Consider the following 15,961-nt stretch of genomic DNA (forward strand, 5'->3'; position numbering starts at 1 on the left):
GGAGGCAACGTCCATGGCGCTGTTGTTTCAGGCGTTCGTCAATCTTCGATTTCGACCCCGGCGCGCGTTCGCACCGGCGGATGTACCATTACGCCGTCGACGTTCAGTGTCATTCCCGTTTGCTGGTAGTAGGCCCGGATTCGCTGCATGGCCCGGGCGGAGAATGGATTGCCGCGCAAGTCGTAGCGATCGCCGACATGCGCAGGCACCTCCATGAGCTCGTCGGGCATTTCAGTGATTTCATTGCCCGACAGATCCACTTCCATCCAGTTGAAATTCTCCAGTACGCCGTGGGGGATTTCCCTGATGCCGGTGGTGCTCAGGTCCAGATCGGTCAGCCCCTGCAGGTTGCTGAGGTCAGGTGTCAGACCGAGGGGGTTGTCGTGCAGATGCAGCAGATCAAGACCGTCCAGCGTGTTCAGCCCGGCCACGTCGCTCGGCGACAGCGCGATTCTGCAGGAGGGCAGGCTCAACGTGTTGAGTCGCCTCATGTGGAAGATGGCTTGAGGGATGCCAGCCAGGTCGTAGCCTCGAATATCGATGCTTTCCAGACTGGGAAATGCCTCGAGAAACCGGCCGATTCGCGGCCAGTGATCGCTGATGCTGGTCAGGTACAGGTCCGACACATGGCTGAAGCTTACGCTCAGCGTGGGCAATTGACCCATGACCGACAACCGGAAAGTGAAATGGTGGCCAGCCGTGCTTGCCCCTTCCACCGGCGTTTTGCGCCAGCACCTCAGCAGTGCTTCGCGAAGTGCCGACCGGATCTGTTCTTCCGCCAGGCGCTCGCGCGGGCTGAGCGGCAGCCCGGTCAAGGGATCAGCCGGTATATCGGACTCCCAGGCTGTAAGGTCGCCCAGCAGTCTCTCGAGTTCGGCTTCCCGGCGCGTCAGTTCAACTCGACCGTCGACCAGCGTGCCTTCGAGGTGATAAATGAAATCGCTGGCCTGTTTATCGTTCAGGGTTGGGTAGAGTGTTCGGGTCCGGGCGATGTCTGACGGCTCGGCCAGTACGCCAAGGTCTTCTCCGGTCCGACGGAAGTAGTCCTTGATGCGCTCGCGGGTGGCCGCGTTCAGCGGATTGTCGCCCAAGTCATAGCCGTTGCTGGCGGAGGCAGGCAGGTCGAAGATCTCCGCGGGCAGTTCGGTAAGGCGATTGCCGCTCAGGAGTGCCGTCTCCAGCCAGGGTGGATCGAGCAAGCCCGGTGGCAGCCCGGTAATCCCGGTGTTCGAAAGATCGAGGAATTCCAGTGCCGGCCAGTTGCGGATATCCGGCAGCCGGCCCAACGGATTGTTGTAAAGGTCGAGCCTGACCAGGTGCCTCAGCGAGTACAGTGTGGCGCTGCCCCTGTCATCCAGTACGATCGCGCAGTTGCTCAGAACCAGTTGCTGGAGGTCCGGCATCCCGGTCAGTGCCGGCGGAACCTCTGCCAATGCCAGGTCGCGCAGCTCAAGCGAATCGAGGCCGGTGAACCCGCGCAGGAAACCGGTGCCGGCACGCAGTTGGGGATTGCCGGTGATCGCGAGTACCGTGACGTGAGCAAAGTCTGCACTCAAGGTCGGCAGATCACCGATGAAAGCCGGATTCAGGTTGAGCACCGTGGTCCTTTTTTCGGGGCTCTCCGGGGACCGGTCGCGCCAGAATGATTCGATCTCCAGTCGAAACATCATGCGGCTGGAGCGTTCGTCGGAGCGATCGTTGTCGGTCAGCGCCAGGTCGGTGGCTGGATAGCGTTCAGGAACCGCGGTCACCCAGCTTTCAAGGTCATCTTCCAGTTGCCGCAATTCGGCTTCCCAGCGATGGATCTGTAACCGGCCATCATCAAGAGTTCCTGGCAGCAGGTACAACACTCGATTGGCACCCTCGTCGTCCAGGGACGGGAACAGTGCGCGGATCCGCTGGATTTCTTCCCATGGCATTGAAACGCCGAAACTCTGCCTGAACTGCCGATAACAGACCTTGATGCGTTCACGCATGGCGGGTGACAGCGGGTTGCCGGCAGGTTGAGTTGTCTGGGCGGGCGGGCGGAGATATCGAAGAGGAGGTCGGGCAGTTCGCGGATCAGGTTGCGTTCGAAGGTGGCGAAGACCAGTCGTTGATGTTCGAACAGGCCATCCGGCAGGCTCGATATGCCGGTGTCGGCCAGGCGCAGTTGAACCAGGGCCGGCAATGTTTCGAGGGTGGGAGGTGTCCCCAGCGGGTTTCGGCTCAGGTTCAGGTACTGCAGGTTGCCAAGGGATGACAGGGTTGCCCGGGTTTGCGGAGTCAGCGTCAATCCGCAGTTCTCAATGATCAGTCGTTCCAGCGAAGGCATGCGCAGGGCTGTCAGCGGGCCCTGACCCAGCCTGAAATCATGCAGTTCCAGATGACGCAACGTGGAGAAGGGTTGAAGGAACCCGTCAATGTTGCTCAGCGCTCCGTTGCCCACGAGTGACACTTCGCGAATATGGCTGAAGTCGGTGGTCAGCGTGGGCAGGTCGCCGATGAATGCCAGATGGGCTACCAGGGAGTCGCCCCTGCGCCTGGGGTTTTCCGGCATTCGCGTACGCCACAGGGTTTGCAGTTGCTCGGCAAACTCTGTTCGTGCCGAGTGCTCCGTCAGAAATTCCCCAGGTGTCAGTGGCTGATGACTGGAAGGATGAGTCTGGGGAATTGCCATTTTCCATTGCGCCAGATCGGCGGTGAGTTGCTCGAACTCCGCTTTCCAGTGCCTGAGTTGACGGCGCCCGTGCTCGAGGTCGCCGGGCAATCCATAGAAGACATCGCTGGCCTCTTCGCCGTCCAGGGTAGGAAACAGCGCCTGGGTGGCATCGATGTCGGCCTGTTCGGCGAGCACCCCGAAGTCCTGACCGGTTTTTCCAGAGTAACGCTTGATCCTCTCAAGCGTATCGGCGGTCAACGGGTTGCCGGAGAAGTCGAATCCTTCGCTGGCTGCCGCCGGCAGCTCAAAGAACGCCTCGGGCAGTTCGCTGATCCGGTTGTCGCTGATAATGGCCGTTCGCAATGTCGGGTGTCCGATCAATCCGGCAGGAACATCGCTGATACCGGTGCGTGAGAGATCCAGATAGACGAGCGCTGGCAGGCTGCTTGCGTCGGGCGCGCTGCCCAAGGGGTTGTTGGGCAGTTCGAGTGATTCAAGCTCGCGCATCGCCGCCAGAGCAATCTGCAGCTCGCCGGTAAATGTCACACCGCAATTGCGGAGAAGCAGTATCTCGAGTGAGGGCAGGGCCGTGAGTGACTGTGGCAGTTGCTCCAGTGCAAAGTCATGCAGGATCAATCGCTTGAGTCGGGGGAAGCTTTGCAGAAATGGCGAGGTGGCTTGAATGTGTTTGTTTCCGTTCAGCGACAGTGCGGTGATATGACTGAAATCTGCCGACAGCTCGGGCATGTCGCCGATGAATGTGGCTTGCGCCGAGAACACGTCCGCTCTGGTCAGCGGATGTGCAGTCGAGCGGTGGCGCCACAGCCTTTCAATTCTTCCGGCGAATATTTCACGCTCGTAAAACTGATTGAAGTGTTCGTTGGGATTGAGCCTTTCACCGGTGGACGGATCACGGTTTGGCGTGTCCCGCGCCCATGTGGCCAGGTCGGCGGTCAGCCGGGTGATTTCGCTCTCCCAGCGATCCAGTTGCAGCCGACCCTGTAACAGCGAGCCGGGCAGGCCGTAGATCAGTTCGCTGGATTGGCGTTCATTCAAGTCGGTAAATAGCGCCTTGACCCGGTTTATATCCGCTTGCTCGGGGCGAACGCCCAGATCGCTGCCGGTCCGGTTGAAATAGATCTTCACCTTTTCACGGGTCGCGGCGGAAAGCGGATTGCCGAAAAAATCGTACCCGGCGGTGGACGCGGCCGGTTGTTCGAACAGGGCGTCCGGCAGCGTGGTGATCTGGTTGTCGGTAAGCCATGCGCTGATGAGGCGCGGATGATCCAGTATGCCTGTGGGGACTTGGGAGATGCCTGTACTGGAAAGGTTCAGATGAGTCAGGTCCGGCATGAGGCCGAAATCGAACGTGGCACCCAGTGGATTGCCCTCCAGATCCAGTGTGCTCAGGGCATTGAGGGTCGACAGGATCGACTGGTTTTGCGGTGTAAGGACGACGCGGCAGTTTTGCAGCGTCAACTGTTTAAGACCCGGAAAATTCGTCAGGCGTGGCGGGAGATTGTGCAGATCGAAGTCGCGCAGTTCCATTCGCACCAGCCCCGAAAAGCTTTCGAGAAAGTCGCTCACCGCGCCTGGCTCGCCGCTGCCGATCAGCTCCAGGCTGCTGACGTGGGAGAAGTCGGCCGTCAAGGCGGGGAGGTCACCTGCCAGCGGTTCCGAAAAGCGCATCTGGTAACCGTTCGGGCCTCGAATTTCTCTGCGCCAGCAGCTGCGCAGGTCGCTGGCGAATGTCTGGCGATCACGGATGGCGGCCATCTGCTGCTCCTGTGAGCGTCGGGTGCCGTTTGCCGGGTTGATCTCCGGGAAGTCGAACAGCCATTGATTGAGATGGCTATCCAGTTGGGCGTATTCCAGTTGCAGCCGGGACAGCTCGGCGAGTGCGCCGTCCGGGTGGCTTTCAAGGCGCTGGGCCATGATCAGTCGTTCGTCTTCGGACATTCCCGGATAGACCTGCCTGATCCGGTTGTCCAGGGTGCGGGGCGTTTGCGAGGTCGTTGGCGGGTTGCGGGAGTAGCCGTCCGTGCCGAGCAATCGCAGCGTATCGATGGTGGGAGGCGGCACAGGGTCGGGCATGATCGCCAGTCGCAGTTCGCTGCGTGCCATTGGATTGTCACGGATGGCCTGCCTGAGCTTTTCACCTTCGCCGATCTGCAGCTTCAAGGCTTTTCTCTGCATATCCGGCAGGGCTTGCAGGACGGCAGTGTAGAAATCGGTGTAGCCGTGCAGTTCCAGACCCTGTTCGTCGTACGGTTGCCAGAGCCCCCCGGATTTGAGAACCAGCACTTTCTGAATGGGGGCCTCGACGGGGCCGGTGCTGTCGATCAATTGCCCTTCCCGGGATTGGGCGCGGACTTCAAGGCGTACGTCAGCCGACCAGCCCGGCAATAGTTGAAGGCTGTGCAGCGCCAAAGTGTCGGTGTCCGGATTGTGCACCGAATCCAGTACCAGCCCTTCGAAGGCACGAGTGACGCGCAGTTCCTGTCTGGCGTGTTCTGTCAGGGCCTGCTGCCGTTCTGGCCATTGTCCTTTGTTGATCGCCACCAGTTCCGAACCGGTGGCCGTGTTCAGCAGTTCTTCGGTAATTCTGGCGGGCAATTGCGCTTCATGCAGGGCCGCACGCCTGAACAGGGGCTCCTCGCGATGTTGAAGCGCTTGATAGCGTGCCTCGAACAGTGAGCTGCGCTGCTGCCGGGCGATCTGCGCAAGCCTGGCTCTGAGTTTGCGCGCACGCGCATCAAGGGCGAGCCTCTCACCGAAATCTTCCCCGAGCAGCGTATTGATTTCCGATTCACTGAGGGGCTGGATCAGGGTCTTGAGCAAATCGCCACTGGACAGGCTGTCCTGGCGAATCTCGGTCAGCGCAAGCTCTTGATCGGTTGAGGATTGCCACGCGATCTCGCCTTGCAGATTGATAAAACGCAGTCTTTTAGTGTCGGGCCATAAGTTCTGTTCTTTGAGAATCTGCAGCTGGGTCAAGGGATCTGCGGTCAGATAGACCTCGGGTCTGTCACTGGAGATACGATCAATGAAGTCTTGCAGGTCCTGATCGATCCTGAAGCGATGAATACTGTCGGCCAGCAGCGGCGGCAAGCGCTCCTGGTTGACGTGCATTTTTCGCAGCGCATCTTCCGGATACCCGCTGACCTTGAGGATCTGCTCGCGTCGGGCGGGGGATATCGATTCGACGTTGTGACCGATCCGTTGCAATGCGGTTGTGGTGTCCCATTCAAGCGGTTGCTCTAACTCGGTGTGGAAGGCGCCTTCGCCGTTATGGCGTACGAAGGGGCGATAGGCATCTGCCCGGCTCGGATGCTCGATGTAAAGCTTGTCGGGATGTTCATGCGGGCTGACGGCGTAATGCGTCTGATCGAGAGTGAGCAGGCTTTTTCCCTGGTGTCGGTACAGTCCCTGCCGGTCGGGCCCGGATCTTTCGGGCGACTGGATCTGACGCTCGTAAGGTTTCAGATCGGGTTTCCAGTAGAGGGTTTTGCCGTTGCGCAGCTTGACCGGCTGAAAGCGGTCGATGAATGACACGACGCTTGCCGGCAGGACCCCGGGAAGCTCGGCCATGGCGATGCTGCCGCCTATGCCGAACGCCCCCAGCTGAATCAATGACTCAAGCGCCGCGAACAGGTGTTCGCCTGCTTCGGCGGCCGAGCCTTGCGCCCAGTCGACGACACCCTCGAACACTTCATCAACGAACTGATAGGCCATGTACGCCATCATCATTTCACCCAAAAACGGCACGAACGGCAGCACGACAAACGAAGCGATTTCCAGCAGCGACGACGCGACGTTGACCAACGAGTCCCACAACGCCCAACGGGCATTGCGGTCCACGGTGGCGGTGGCAACGGCGATGACGGCAGCGTCATTGAGGATCTTGTCCAGCTTGCGCTGGTAGAGGTGCTGCCACAGATCACCGGCGATCGGGGAGACGGCCAACTGCAGATCGGGGCGATCGAGCGGCGTGTCACGCCAGGCAGGCTGCTGGCTGCCCCGTTCAGGTTGATGCCACTGCACCCGGCTGAGGCGGTGATTGAGCTGTGAAAAAAAGTAGCCTCGCTGCTCGTGCAGCACGAATCGGCTGAAATAGCGCTGGTAGTCCGGCGAGCGCAATTGCCGGGTCAGTTCTACTGCCATTTCAACCGACGAGGCGTACTGCTTGACGGGGTGCTCGGGATCGTCAGGCAGATAGGCCACCAATCCTGCCGGCGCGTTGGCCTGTTCGAGATCAGGGGCAAAAATGACAACTCCCGTCAGGGGGGCGGACATCATCGTCAAGTCCTGACATTGCAGCGCCTGACGGTTCATTCGCACTCCCTGCACGCCGTCGATCAGGGCCTCGATCATGCGAAACCAGACCTCGTCGATGTCTCCGTTCATCCGCGCCATTTGCAGGGCGGCCTTGAGCGCTGATCGCTGACTGGCCTTGATTCTGGGGTGCAGGGTGGTTGCGACGACCTGGTCGGTGACGCCCAGTCTCTGTTCAAGAAAGGTCTTGTAGCCCGCGCCAATATCCAGCTCTCGGCACAGATGGGTGAATGCAGTGATGCTGAGCTTTTCGTTGACGTGCGGCAGCGTCTCGAACTGACCTTGGGAGGACGGTCGGGAGATGAAACATGAACCGCTTTCGTGGGGTTCCTCTTCTTCGAAATTGTGCAGTGCGGCTTCCAGCAGGGAAACGGTCCAGACTCTGGAGCCTGTCCGGATGGAAAGGCCTGGGGGTGTGATCGGGATGTAGAGGCGCAGAAATGTTTCCTGGGTGTCCAGATCCAGGCCAAATCGTGATTTCAGCGCACTTTTGAGCAACGGCTCGGCGAACGCCTTGATGTCTTGCAGGTGCATCAGGTCCCGGTCGATGGCGTTCTGCGTATTCATGTGTTCGGCAATGGCGGTTCGCAGATCGTCGTGCCGGGCTCGCGGTGCAGCCTTGATCCGGTCACTGACCGGCCGCTGAGGGTTGCTCAGTGCCTTGCGTCTGGCCGGGGACGCGAGGGGCAACCATTCAGGAATGCCCTTGATGAGGGGTTGATAGTGAGCGGGTGGGTTGAGCGGGACAGCGGCTGGGGTTGCCGGCGATTGCCCTTCGTTCAGTGACTGCATGTCGAGTGCGCCTTGATGTTCGGAAAGGGCTCAAGCAAATCAGAATGCTTTCGACGAAGTGCGGTACATAGTTATGACATTGGCCGCTGCGGCAATTGATATCTTCTTGGGCCTGCTGCAATTGCTGTCGACGGTTTAAACTGCGCCTTTGCGACGCTATATGTCGCATTGCCGTAAACCCGGGAAAATCCGGGGTTTGCGCTATAAGAAGTTGTCGCTTGGCGACAAGGCCGGGCTGAAAACTGTCCTTACAATCCCCCCATCGCTCGCCAGTTTCAGGCGGGTGGCCCTCATCAGGAGACTCCGATGTCCGTTGAGCACGCTGCGGTACAACGCGCCGATTTCGACCAGGTTATGGTTCCCAACTACGCGCCTGCCGCTTCCATTCCGGTGCGTGGCGCCGGTTCCCGCGTCTGGGATCAGGCCGGCCGCGAGCTGATCGACTTCGCCGGCGGCATCGCCGTCAACGTATTGGGCCATGCGCACCCGGCGCTGGTCGGTGCCTTGACCGAGCAAGCGAACAAGCTGTGGCACGTGTCCAACGTGTTCACCAACGAGCCGGCCCTGCGCCTGGCGCACAAGCTGATCGACGCCACCTTTGCCGAGCGTGTGTTCTTCTGCAACTCCGGCGCCGAAGCCAACGAGGCCGCTTTCAAGCTGGCCCGTCGCGTCGCGTTCGATCGCTTCGGCACCGAGAAGTACGAAATCATCGCCGCGCTCAACAGCTTCCACGGCCGCACCCTGTTCACCGTGAACGTCGGTGGCCAGTCGAAGTACTCCGACGGTTTCGGTCCGAAAATCACCGGCATCACCCACGTACCGTACAACGATCTGGCGGCGCTGAAAGCCGCTGTTTCCGACAAGACCTGCGCGGTCGTTCTGGAACCTATCCAGGGTGAGGGCGGCGTGCTGCCGGCCGAGCTGGCTTACCTGCAAGGCGCCCGTGAACTGTGCGACGCGAACAACGCGTTGCTGGTGTTCGACGAAGTGCAGACTGGCATGGGCCGTACCGGCAACCTGTTCGCCTACCAGCATTTCGGTGTGGTTCCGGACATCCTGACCAGCGCCAAGAGCCTGGGCGGCGGTTTCCCGATCGCCGCGATGCTGACCACCGAAGCACTGGCCAAGCATCTGGTCGTCGGCACTCACGGCACCACTTACGGCGGCAACCCGCTGGCGTGCGCCGTGGCCGAAGCGGTGATCGACGTGATCAACACCCCTGAGGTGCTGAACGGCGTCCATGCCAAGCACGACAAGTTCAAGACCCGCCTGCAACAGATCGGCGAGAAGTACGGCCTGTTCACCCAGGTGCGTGGTCTCGGTCTGCTGATCGGTTGCGTGCTGAGCGACGCCTGGAAAGGCAAGGCCAAGGACATCTTCAACGCCGCTGAACAAGAAGGCCTGATGATTCTGCAGGCCGGCCCGGACGTGATCCGTTTCGCCCCGAGCCTGGTGGTTGAAGACGCGGACATCGACGCCGGTCTGGACCGCTTTGAACGTGCTGCCGCGAAACTGACCCAAGCCTGATTCATGCAAGACCGCCCGGCGTCTGTCGTCATCGACAGGCGCCGGGACCATTTTCCTGTGCCGGGCCTGCCCGGCATTTTTTTCCCGAGTCGGCGCTTTCGCCGACCTGAAGTAGAGAAAGGAGTGACACCATGCTGGTGATGCGCCCCGCGCAAATGGCTGATCTGGGCGAGGTACAGCGTCTGGCTGCGGACAGCCCGATTGGTGTCACTTCCTTGCCGGATGACGTTGAACGCCTGAGCGACAAGATCGCCGCGAGCGAAGCCTCGTTTGCCGCCGAAGTGAGCTTCAACGGCGAGGAGAGTTACTTCTTCGTTCTGGAAGACACCGCCACCGGCAAACTGGTGGGCTGCTCGGCGATCGTTGCGTCGGCCGGTTATTCCGAGCCGTTCTACAGCTTTCGCAACGAGACCTTCGTGCATGCTTCCCGCGAACTGAAGATCCACAACAAGATCCACGTGCTCTCGCAATGCCACGACCTGACCGGCAACAGCTTGCTGACCAGTTTCTACGTGCAGCGCGAGCTGGTGGGTTCGCCTTGGGCCGAACTCAACTCCCGTGGCCGTCTGCTGTTCGTTGCCAGCCACCCGGAGCGGTTTGCCGATTCGGTGGTGACCGAGATCGTCGGTTACAGCGATGAAAACGGTGACTCGCCATTCTGGGACGCCATCGGTCGCAACTTCTTCGACCTGAACTACGCCGAGGCCGAGCGTCTGTGTGGCCTGAAAAGCCGTACGTTCCTCGCCGAACTGATGCCGCATTACCCGATCTACGTGCCGCTGCTGCCGGATTCCGCCCAGGAAGCGATGGGTCAGGTACACCCGCGTGCGCAGATCACCTTCGACATCCTGATGCGCGAAGGCTTCGAGACCGATCACTACATCGACATTTTCGACGGTGGCCCGACCCTGCATGCGCGCGTTTCGGGGATCCGCTCGATCGCCCAGAGCCGTGTGGTACCGGTGAAGCTCGGCGAGCCGGTCAAAGGTGCCGGTCGCCAGTATCTGGTGGCCAATGCCCAGTTGCAGGATTACCGCGCGGTATTGCTCGAGCTGGATTACGCGCCGGGCAAACCGGTGACACTGGATCTGGAAGCGGCCGAAGCCCTGGGCGTCGGTGAAGGTGCCAGCGTGCGCCTGGTGGCGGTTTAACGCCTTAGCGAGTTTCACGGGTGGCCACGGCGGCCCGTTTGAGGAGATAGCATGATTGTTCGTCCCGTACGCAGCAGCGATTTGTCCGCTCTGATCGACCTGGCCCGCAGCACCGGCACCGGCCTGACCACCTTGCCGGCCAACGAAGAGCGCCTGACCCACCGGGTCGGCTGGGCCGAGAAGACCTTTCGCGGTGAAGCCGGCCGTGGCGACGCGGACTACCTGTTCGTGCTCGAAGACGACAACGGTCGCGTGGTGGGGATTTCCGCCATTGCCGGCGCCGTCGGTCTGCGCGAGCCGTGGTACAACTTCCGCGTCGGCCTGACCGTCAGCGCCTCGCAGGAACTGAACATCTATCGCGAGATTCCGACGCTGTTCCTGGCCAACGACCTGACCGGCAACTCCGAGCTGTGCTCGCTGTTCCTGCACGCCGACTACCGCACCGGCCTCAATGGCCGCATGCTGTCCAAGGCGCGGATGCTGTTCATCGCCGAATTCCCGGAGCTGTTCGGCAACAAGATCATTGCCGAGATGCGCGGCGTATCCGATGAAGCCGGTCGTTCGCCGTTCTGGGAAAGTCTGGGCCGTCACTTCTTCAAGATGGAATTCAGCCAGGCCGATTACCTGACGGGTGTGGGCAACAAGGCATTCATTGCCGAACTGATGCCGAAATTTCCGCTGTACACCTGCTTCCTGTCGCCGGACGCGCGCAACGTCATCGGCCAGGTGCACCCGGACACTGAGCCTGCGCTGGCGATGCTCAAGAGCGAAGGCTTCAGTTATCAGGGTTACGTCGACATCTTCGACGCCGGTCCCGCCATCGAGTGCGAGACCAGCAAGATCCGCGCGGTGCGTGACAGCGAAGCGCTGGTGCTGGCCGTCGGCACCCCGGGCGACGACGCCACGCCGTTCATCATCCATAACCGCAAACGCGAAGACTGCCGCATTACGGCGGCGCCAGCCCGACTGGCCGCCGGTACGCTGGTGGTCGATCCGCTGACCGCCAAACGTCTTCAACTCAACGCTGGCGATCAGGTTCGCGCCGTGGCGTTGTCCGCTGCCCGGGAGTCCAAACAATGAATTCGCTATACATCGCAGGTGAGTGGCTGGCCGGTCAGGGCGAGGCCTTTCAATCGCTGAACCCGGTGACCCAGCAAGTGCTGTGGTCGGGGGAGGGTGCCACTGCCGCTCAGGTCGAGTCGGCCGTGCAGGCTGCGCGTCAGGCGTTCCCGGGTTGGGCCCGTCGCACTCTGGAAGAGCGCATCAGCGTGCTCGAAGCATTCGCCGCCGCGCTGAAAAACCACGCCGACGAACTGGCCCGCACCATCGGTGAGGAAACCGGCAAACCGTTGTGGGAAGCCGCGACCGAAGTCACCAGCATGGTCAACAAGATCGCGATTTCGGTACAGAGCTACCGCGAACGTACCGGCGAGAAGAGCGGCCCGCTGGGCGACGCCACCGCCGTGTTGCGCCACAAGCCCCACGGCGTGGTCGCGGTGTTCGGCCCTTACAACTTCCCTGGCCATTTGCCGAACGGTCATATCGTGCCGGCGCTGCTGGCGGGTAACAGCGTGCTGTTCAAACCGAGCGAGCTGACCCCGAAAGTCGCCGAGCTGACGGTCAAGTGCTGGATCGAAGCCGGTCTGCCGGCCGGCGTTCTGAACCTGCTGCAAGGCGCCCGTGAAACCGGGATCGCGCTGGCGGCGAATCCGGGCATCGACGGTCTGTTCTTCACCGGTTCGAGCCGCACCGGTAATCACCTGCACCAGCAGTTCGCCGGGCGTCCGGACAAGATCCTCGCGCTGGAAATGGGCGGCAACAACCCGCTGGTGGTCGATCAGGTCGCGGACCTCGACGCTGCGGTGTACACGATCATTCAATCGGCATTCATTTCCGCCGGTCAGCGCTGCACCTGCGCCCGTCGTCTGCTGGTGCCGCAAGGCGCGTGGGGCGACAGCCTGCTCAAGCGTCTGGTGGAAGTCAGCTCGACCATCGAGGTCGGCGCGTTCGATCAGCAGCCGGCGCCGTTCATGGGCTCGGTGATTTCCCTTGGCGCGGCAAAAGCCTTGATGGATGCCCAGGCACATTTGCTGGCCAACGGCGCAGTGTCGCTGCTGGCAATGACTCAACCGCAGGTGCAGTCGGCGCTGCTGACTCCGGGCATCGTGGATGTGACGGCGGTTGCCGATCGTTCCGACGAAGAACTGTTCGGTCCGTTGCTGCAAGTGATCCGCTACACCGATTTCGCGGCGGCGATTGCCGAAGCCAACGACACCGCGTTTGGCCTGGCCGCTGGTCTGCTGTCGGATTCCGAAGAGCGCTACCAGCAGTTCTGGCTGGAAAGCCGTGCCGGGATCGTCAACTGGAACAAGCAACTGACGGGTGCCGCGAGCAGCGCGCCGTTCGGCGGTGTCGGCGCCTCGGGCAACCACCGCGCCAGCGCCTATTACGCGGCGGATTACTGCGCGTACCCGGTGGCCTCGCTGGAAACCCCGAGCCTGGTGTTGCCGGCGGCCCTGACGCCTGGCGTGAAGATGGCGTGATGCTAATCGCCAGCAGGCTGGCTCCCACAGGATGGGTTGCGGACACGAGTTTTGTGAACGACACAATCCACTGTGGGAGCCAGCCTGCTGGCGATGACCGCGCCGTGGTCTCAAAGAATAGTTACTGAAGCCTATAACAACAGATTCTCGTGGAGCCTCGCTGATGAAATCCTATGAAGTCAATTTTGACGGTCTAGTGGGGCCGACCCATAACTACGGTGGTCTGTCCTACGGCAACGTTGCGTCCCAGAGCAACAGCCAGCAGTCTTCGAACCCGAAGGAAGCGGCGCTGCAAGGCCTGGCGAAAATGAAAGCGCTGATGGAAATGGGCTTTCAGCAGGGCGTTCTCGCTCCACAGGAACGTCCGGACGTGGCTGCTCTGCGCCGTCTGGGTTTCAGCGGCACCGACGCTCAGGTGATCGAGCGCGCTGCGAAAGAAGCGATGCCGCTGCTGGTCGCCAGTTGCTCGGCGTCGAGCATGTGGGTGGCCAACGCCGCCACGGTCAGCCCGAGTGCCGACACCGCTGACGGTCGCGTGCACTTCACCGCCGCCAACCTGAACTGCAAATACCACCGCAGCATCGAGCACCCGACCACCAGTCGCGTGCTGGGCGCGATGTTCGCCAATCAGCAGCACTTCGCTCACCACGCCGCGTTGCCGGCGGTGGCGCAGTTCGGTGATGAGGGCGCCGCGAACCACACGCGTTTCTGCCGTGAGTACGGCGAGGCTGGCGTCGAGTTCTTCGTGTTCGGTCGCAGTGCGTTCGACACCCGTTACCCGGCGCCGCAGAAGTACCCGGCGCGCCAGACCCTCGAAGCGTCGCAAGCGGTCGCCCGTCTGCACGGTCTGCGTGAAGACGGCGTGGTCTACGCGCAGCAGAATCCGGCGGTGATCGATCAGGGCGTGTTCCATAACGACGTGATCGCGGTGGGCAACGGCGAGGTGCTGTTCTATCACGAGGACGCGTTCCTCGACACCGATCAGATGCTGGCCGAACTGCAAGCCAAACTGGCCAAGGTCGGCGGCAAGTTCCAGTCGGTCTGCGTGCCGCGTTCGGCGGTCACTGTGGACGACGCAGTGCGTTCCTACCTGTTCAACAGCCAGCTGCTGTCGCGTCCTGACGGTTCGATGCTGTTGATCGTGCCGGAAGAGTGTCGTGGTAACGATCGCGTGTGGAACTACCTGCAAGGCCTGATCGGTTCCGGCGGCGTGATCCGTGAAGTGAAAGTCTTCGATCTCAAGCAAAGCATGCAGAACGGCGGTGGCCCGGCGTGCCTGCGTCTGCGCGTCGCGCTCAACGAAACCGAGCTGGCGGCCGTCAATCCAGGGGTTATCATGACCGCCCCGTTGTACGGTTCGTTGACCGCGTGGGTTGAAAAGCACTACCGCGACCGTCTGAGCGAAAGCGACCTGGCGGATCCGCAATTGCTGCTTGAATGCCGGACGGCACTGGATGAACTGACGCAAATCCTTAAACTGGGCGCGGTTTATCCATTCCAGATCAATTGATGACCGATGCGCCGCTTCGGCGCGGCGCACGGTTCCATCTCCCCAAGAGAGCGTAAAACATGAGCGATTCCCTGCAGCTGATCCTTGAAGACACCGACGGCACGCAACTGCAAACGTCCTGCACCCGCGTCGCGGTCATGTGGCAAGGCAAAGAGCTGTGGATCCAGCAGGATGGCCGCGGCCAGTTGCTGATCGGCGTGGACGTCGAAGAGGGCGACGAAGAGTACGCCAACCTGCTGTTGCGCCCATTGGCGACTAATCTGGTAAGTCTGCAACTGGAGATGGAACCGGCTGACCTCGGCGACGATGATGGCCACGTGCACGGCCCGGATTGCAACCACGACCACTAAGGAAACCGCTCTATGCTCGCCCTCGGCAAACTGCTTGAACTGACCCTCGCCGGCCGCGAACCGGCGGAGAAGACTCAACTGACTGTCGAAGGCGTGCGCATGCGCTGGTTGAGCGAGGGTGCGCTGGAAGTCCGTCCACCCGAAGCGCGCGACAATGGCCTGGACCTGCTGCTGTCGGCAGGCATCCACGGCAACGAAACGGCACCGATCGAATTGCTCGACCGGCTGCTGCATGACATCGCCCGTGGCGACTTGAAGCCGCGCGCACGCATTCTGTTCCTGTTCGGCAACCCGGAAGCGATTCGCAAGGGCGAGCGTTTCGTCGAGCAGGACGTCAATCGGCTGTTCAACGGCCGTCACGAACAAAGCAGCGGTTCCGAAGCCCTGCGTGCCTGTGAGCTGGAACGTCTGGCCGCGAGTTTCTTCAGCGTGCCGGATCGTCAGCGTCTGCACTACGACCTGCACACCGCGATTCGCGGTTCGAAGATTGAGCAGTTCGCCCTGTATCCGTGGAAGGAAGGTCGCCAGCATTCGCGTCTTGAACTGGCCCGTCTGCGCGCCGCCGGCATGGAAGCGGTGCTGTTGCAGAACAAACCGTCGATCGTCTTCAGCTCCTACACCTACGACAAGCTGGGGGCCGAGTCCTTCACTCTGGAACTGGGCAAGGCGCGGCCATTCGGGCAGAACGCCGGGGTCAACGTGTCACTGCTGGAAACCCGCCTCAAGCAGATCATCGAAGGCACCGAGCCGGAGATGGCCGAGCAGGGCCTGGACGGTCTGCAACTGTTCAGCGTGGCCCGGGAAATCATCAAGCACAGCGACGCGTTCCGCCTGAACCTGCCGGCGGACATCGAAAACTTCTCGGAACTGGATGTGGGTTATGTGCTGGCCGAAGACCTGGCCAATACCCGCTGGATCATCGAAGAGCAGGGCGCGCGGATTATCTTCCCCAACCCCAAGGTCAAGAACGGCCTGCGGGCGGGCATTCTGATCGTGCCGACCACTGACGAAAATCTTGCCTGACTCTATTTTCGGTTCGACATAAACCACTGTGGGAGCGGGCTTGCTCGCGAATGCGGTGTGTCAGTGAAACATCTATTACTGACACACCG

9 protein-coding genes are annotated in these 15,961 nt (G+C 61.2%); 7 read left to right on the forward strand and 2 right to left on the reverse strand.

The window, feature by feature from the left end; genetic code table 11:
• Positions 1-38 precede the first annotated feature (38 nt).
• Both J5M72_RS29115 and J5M72_RS28135 read right to left on the reverse strand, forming a co-directional pair.
• Entirely contained in the window at positions 39-1,850 is a 1,812-nt protein-coding gene (locus J5M72_RS29115; RefSeq protein ID WP_243433532.1) for a hypothetical protein, read from the reverse strand.
• Positions 1,748-7,768 carry a DUF6543 domain-containing protein gene (locus J5M72_RS28135; RefSeq protein WP_243433533.1) on the reverse strand — a complete coding sequence of 2,007 codons (6,021 nt, stop codon included), beginning with the start codon at positions 7,766-7,768 and terminating at the stop codon, positions 1,748-1,750. Before J5M72_RS28135 ends, J5M72_RS29115 begins: the two co-directional genes overlap by 103 nt.
• Before the next feature lie 306 nt (positions 7,769-8,074).
• On the opposite strand from J5M72_RS28135, the gene J5M72_RS28140 reads away from it, so the two are divergent.
• From J5M72_RS28140 to astE, 7 genes are all read left to right on the forward strand, one after another.
• Positions 8,075-9,295 carry an aspartate aminotransferase family protein gene (locus J5M72_RS28140; RefSeq protein ID WP_207868196.1) on the forward strand — a complete coding sequence of 407 codons (1,221 nt, stop codon included), beginning with the start codon at positions 8,075-8,077 and terminating at the stop codon, positions 9,293-9,295.
• A gap of 131 nt (positions 9,296-9,426) precedes the next feature.
• Positions 9,427-10,446, forward strand: coding sequence for an arginine/ornithine succinyltransferase subunit alpha (aruF, locus tag J5M72_RS28145; protein WP_064598807.1), 1,020 nt, complete (start codon positions 9,427-9,429; stop codon positions 10,444-10,446).
• 51 nt (positions 10,447-10,497) lie between these two features.
• Positions 10,498-11,526: an arginine N-succinyltransferase gene (gene astA, locus J5M72_RS28150; RefSeq protein ID WP_207868198.1), complete on the forward strand. Its 1,029-nt coding sequence runs from the start codon at positions 10,498-10,500 to the stop codon at positions 11,524-11,526.
• The gene (gene astD / locus J5M72_RS28155; RefSeq protein WP_207868200.1) at positions 11,523-12,989 is read left to right on the forward strand and encodes a succinylglutamate-semialdehyde dehydrogenase; all 1,467 of its coding nucleotides are present in this window, start codon (positions 11,523-11,525) and stop codon (positions 12,987-12,989) included. The genes astA and astD overlap by 4 nt, the downstream gene beginning before the upstream one ends.
• 163 nt (positions 12,990-13,152) lie before the next feature.
• Positions 13,153-14,499: an N-succinylarginine dihydrolase gene (astB, locus tag J5M72_RS28160; protein ID WP_207868202.1), complete on the forward strand. Its 1,347-nt coding sequence runs from the start codon at positions 13,153-13,155 to the stop codon at positions 14,497-14,499.
• A 59-nt stretch (positions 14,500-14,558) separates the two neighbouring features.
• Positions 14,559-14,849: a hypothetical protein gene (locus J5M72_RS28165; protein ID WP_011335531.1), complete on the forward strand. Its 291-nt coding sequence runs from the start codon at positions 14,559-14,561 to the stop codon at positions 14,847-14,849.
• A 12-nt stretch (positions 14,850-14,861) separates the two neighbouring features.
• Positions 14,862-15,872 (forward strand): succinylglutamate desuccinylase, encoded by a 1,011-nt coding sequence (astE, locus tag J5M72_RS28170; RefSeq protein WP_207868204.1) that lies wholly within the window; start codon positions 14,862-14,864, stop codon positions 15,870-15,872.
• Positions 15,873-15,961 lie beyond the last annotated feature (89 nt).

The sequence above is a fragment of the Pseudomonas sp. 58(2021) genome (assembly GCF_017491585.1).
GTDB lineage: Bacteria > Pseudomonadota > Gammaproteobacteria > Pseudomonadales > Pseudomonadaceae > Aquipseudomonas > Aquipseudomonas fluorescens_BT.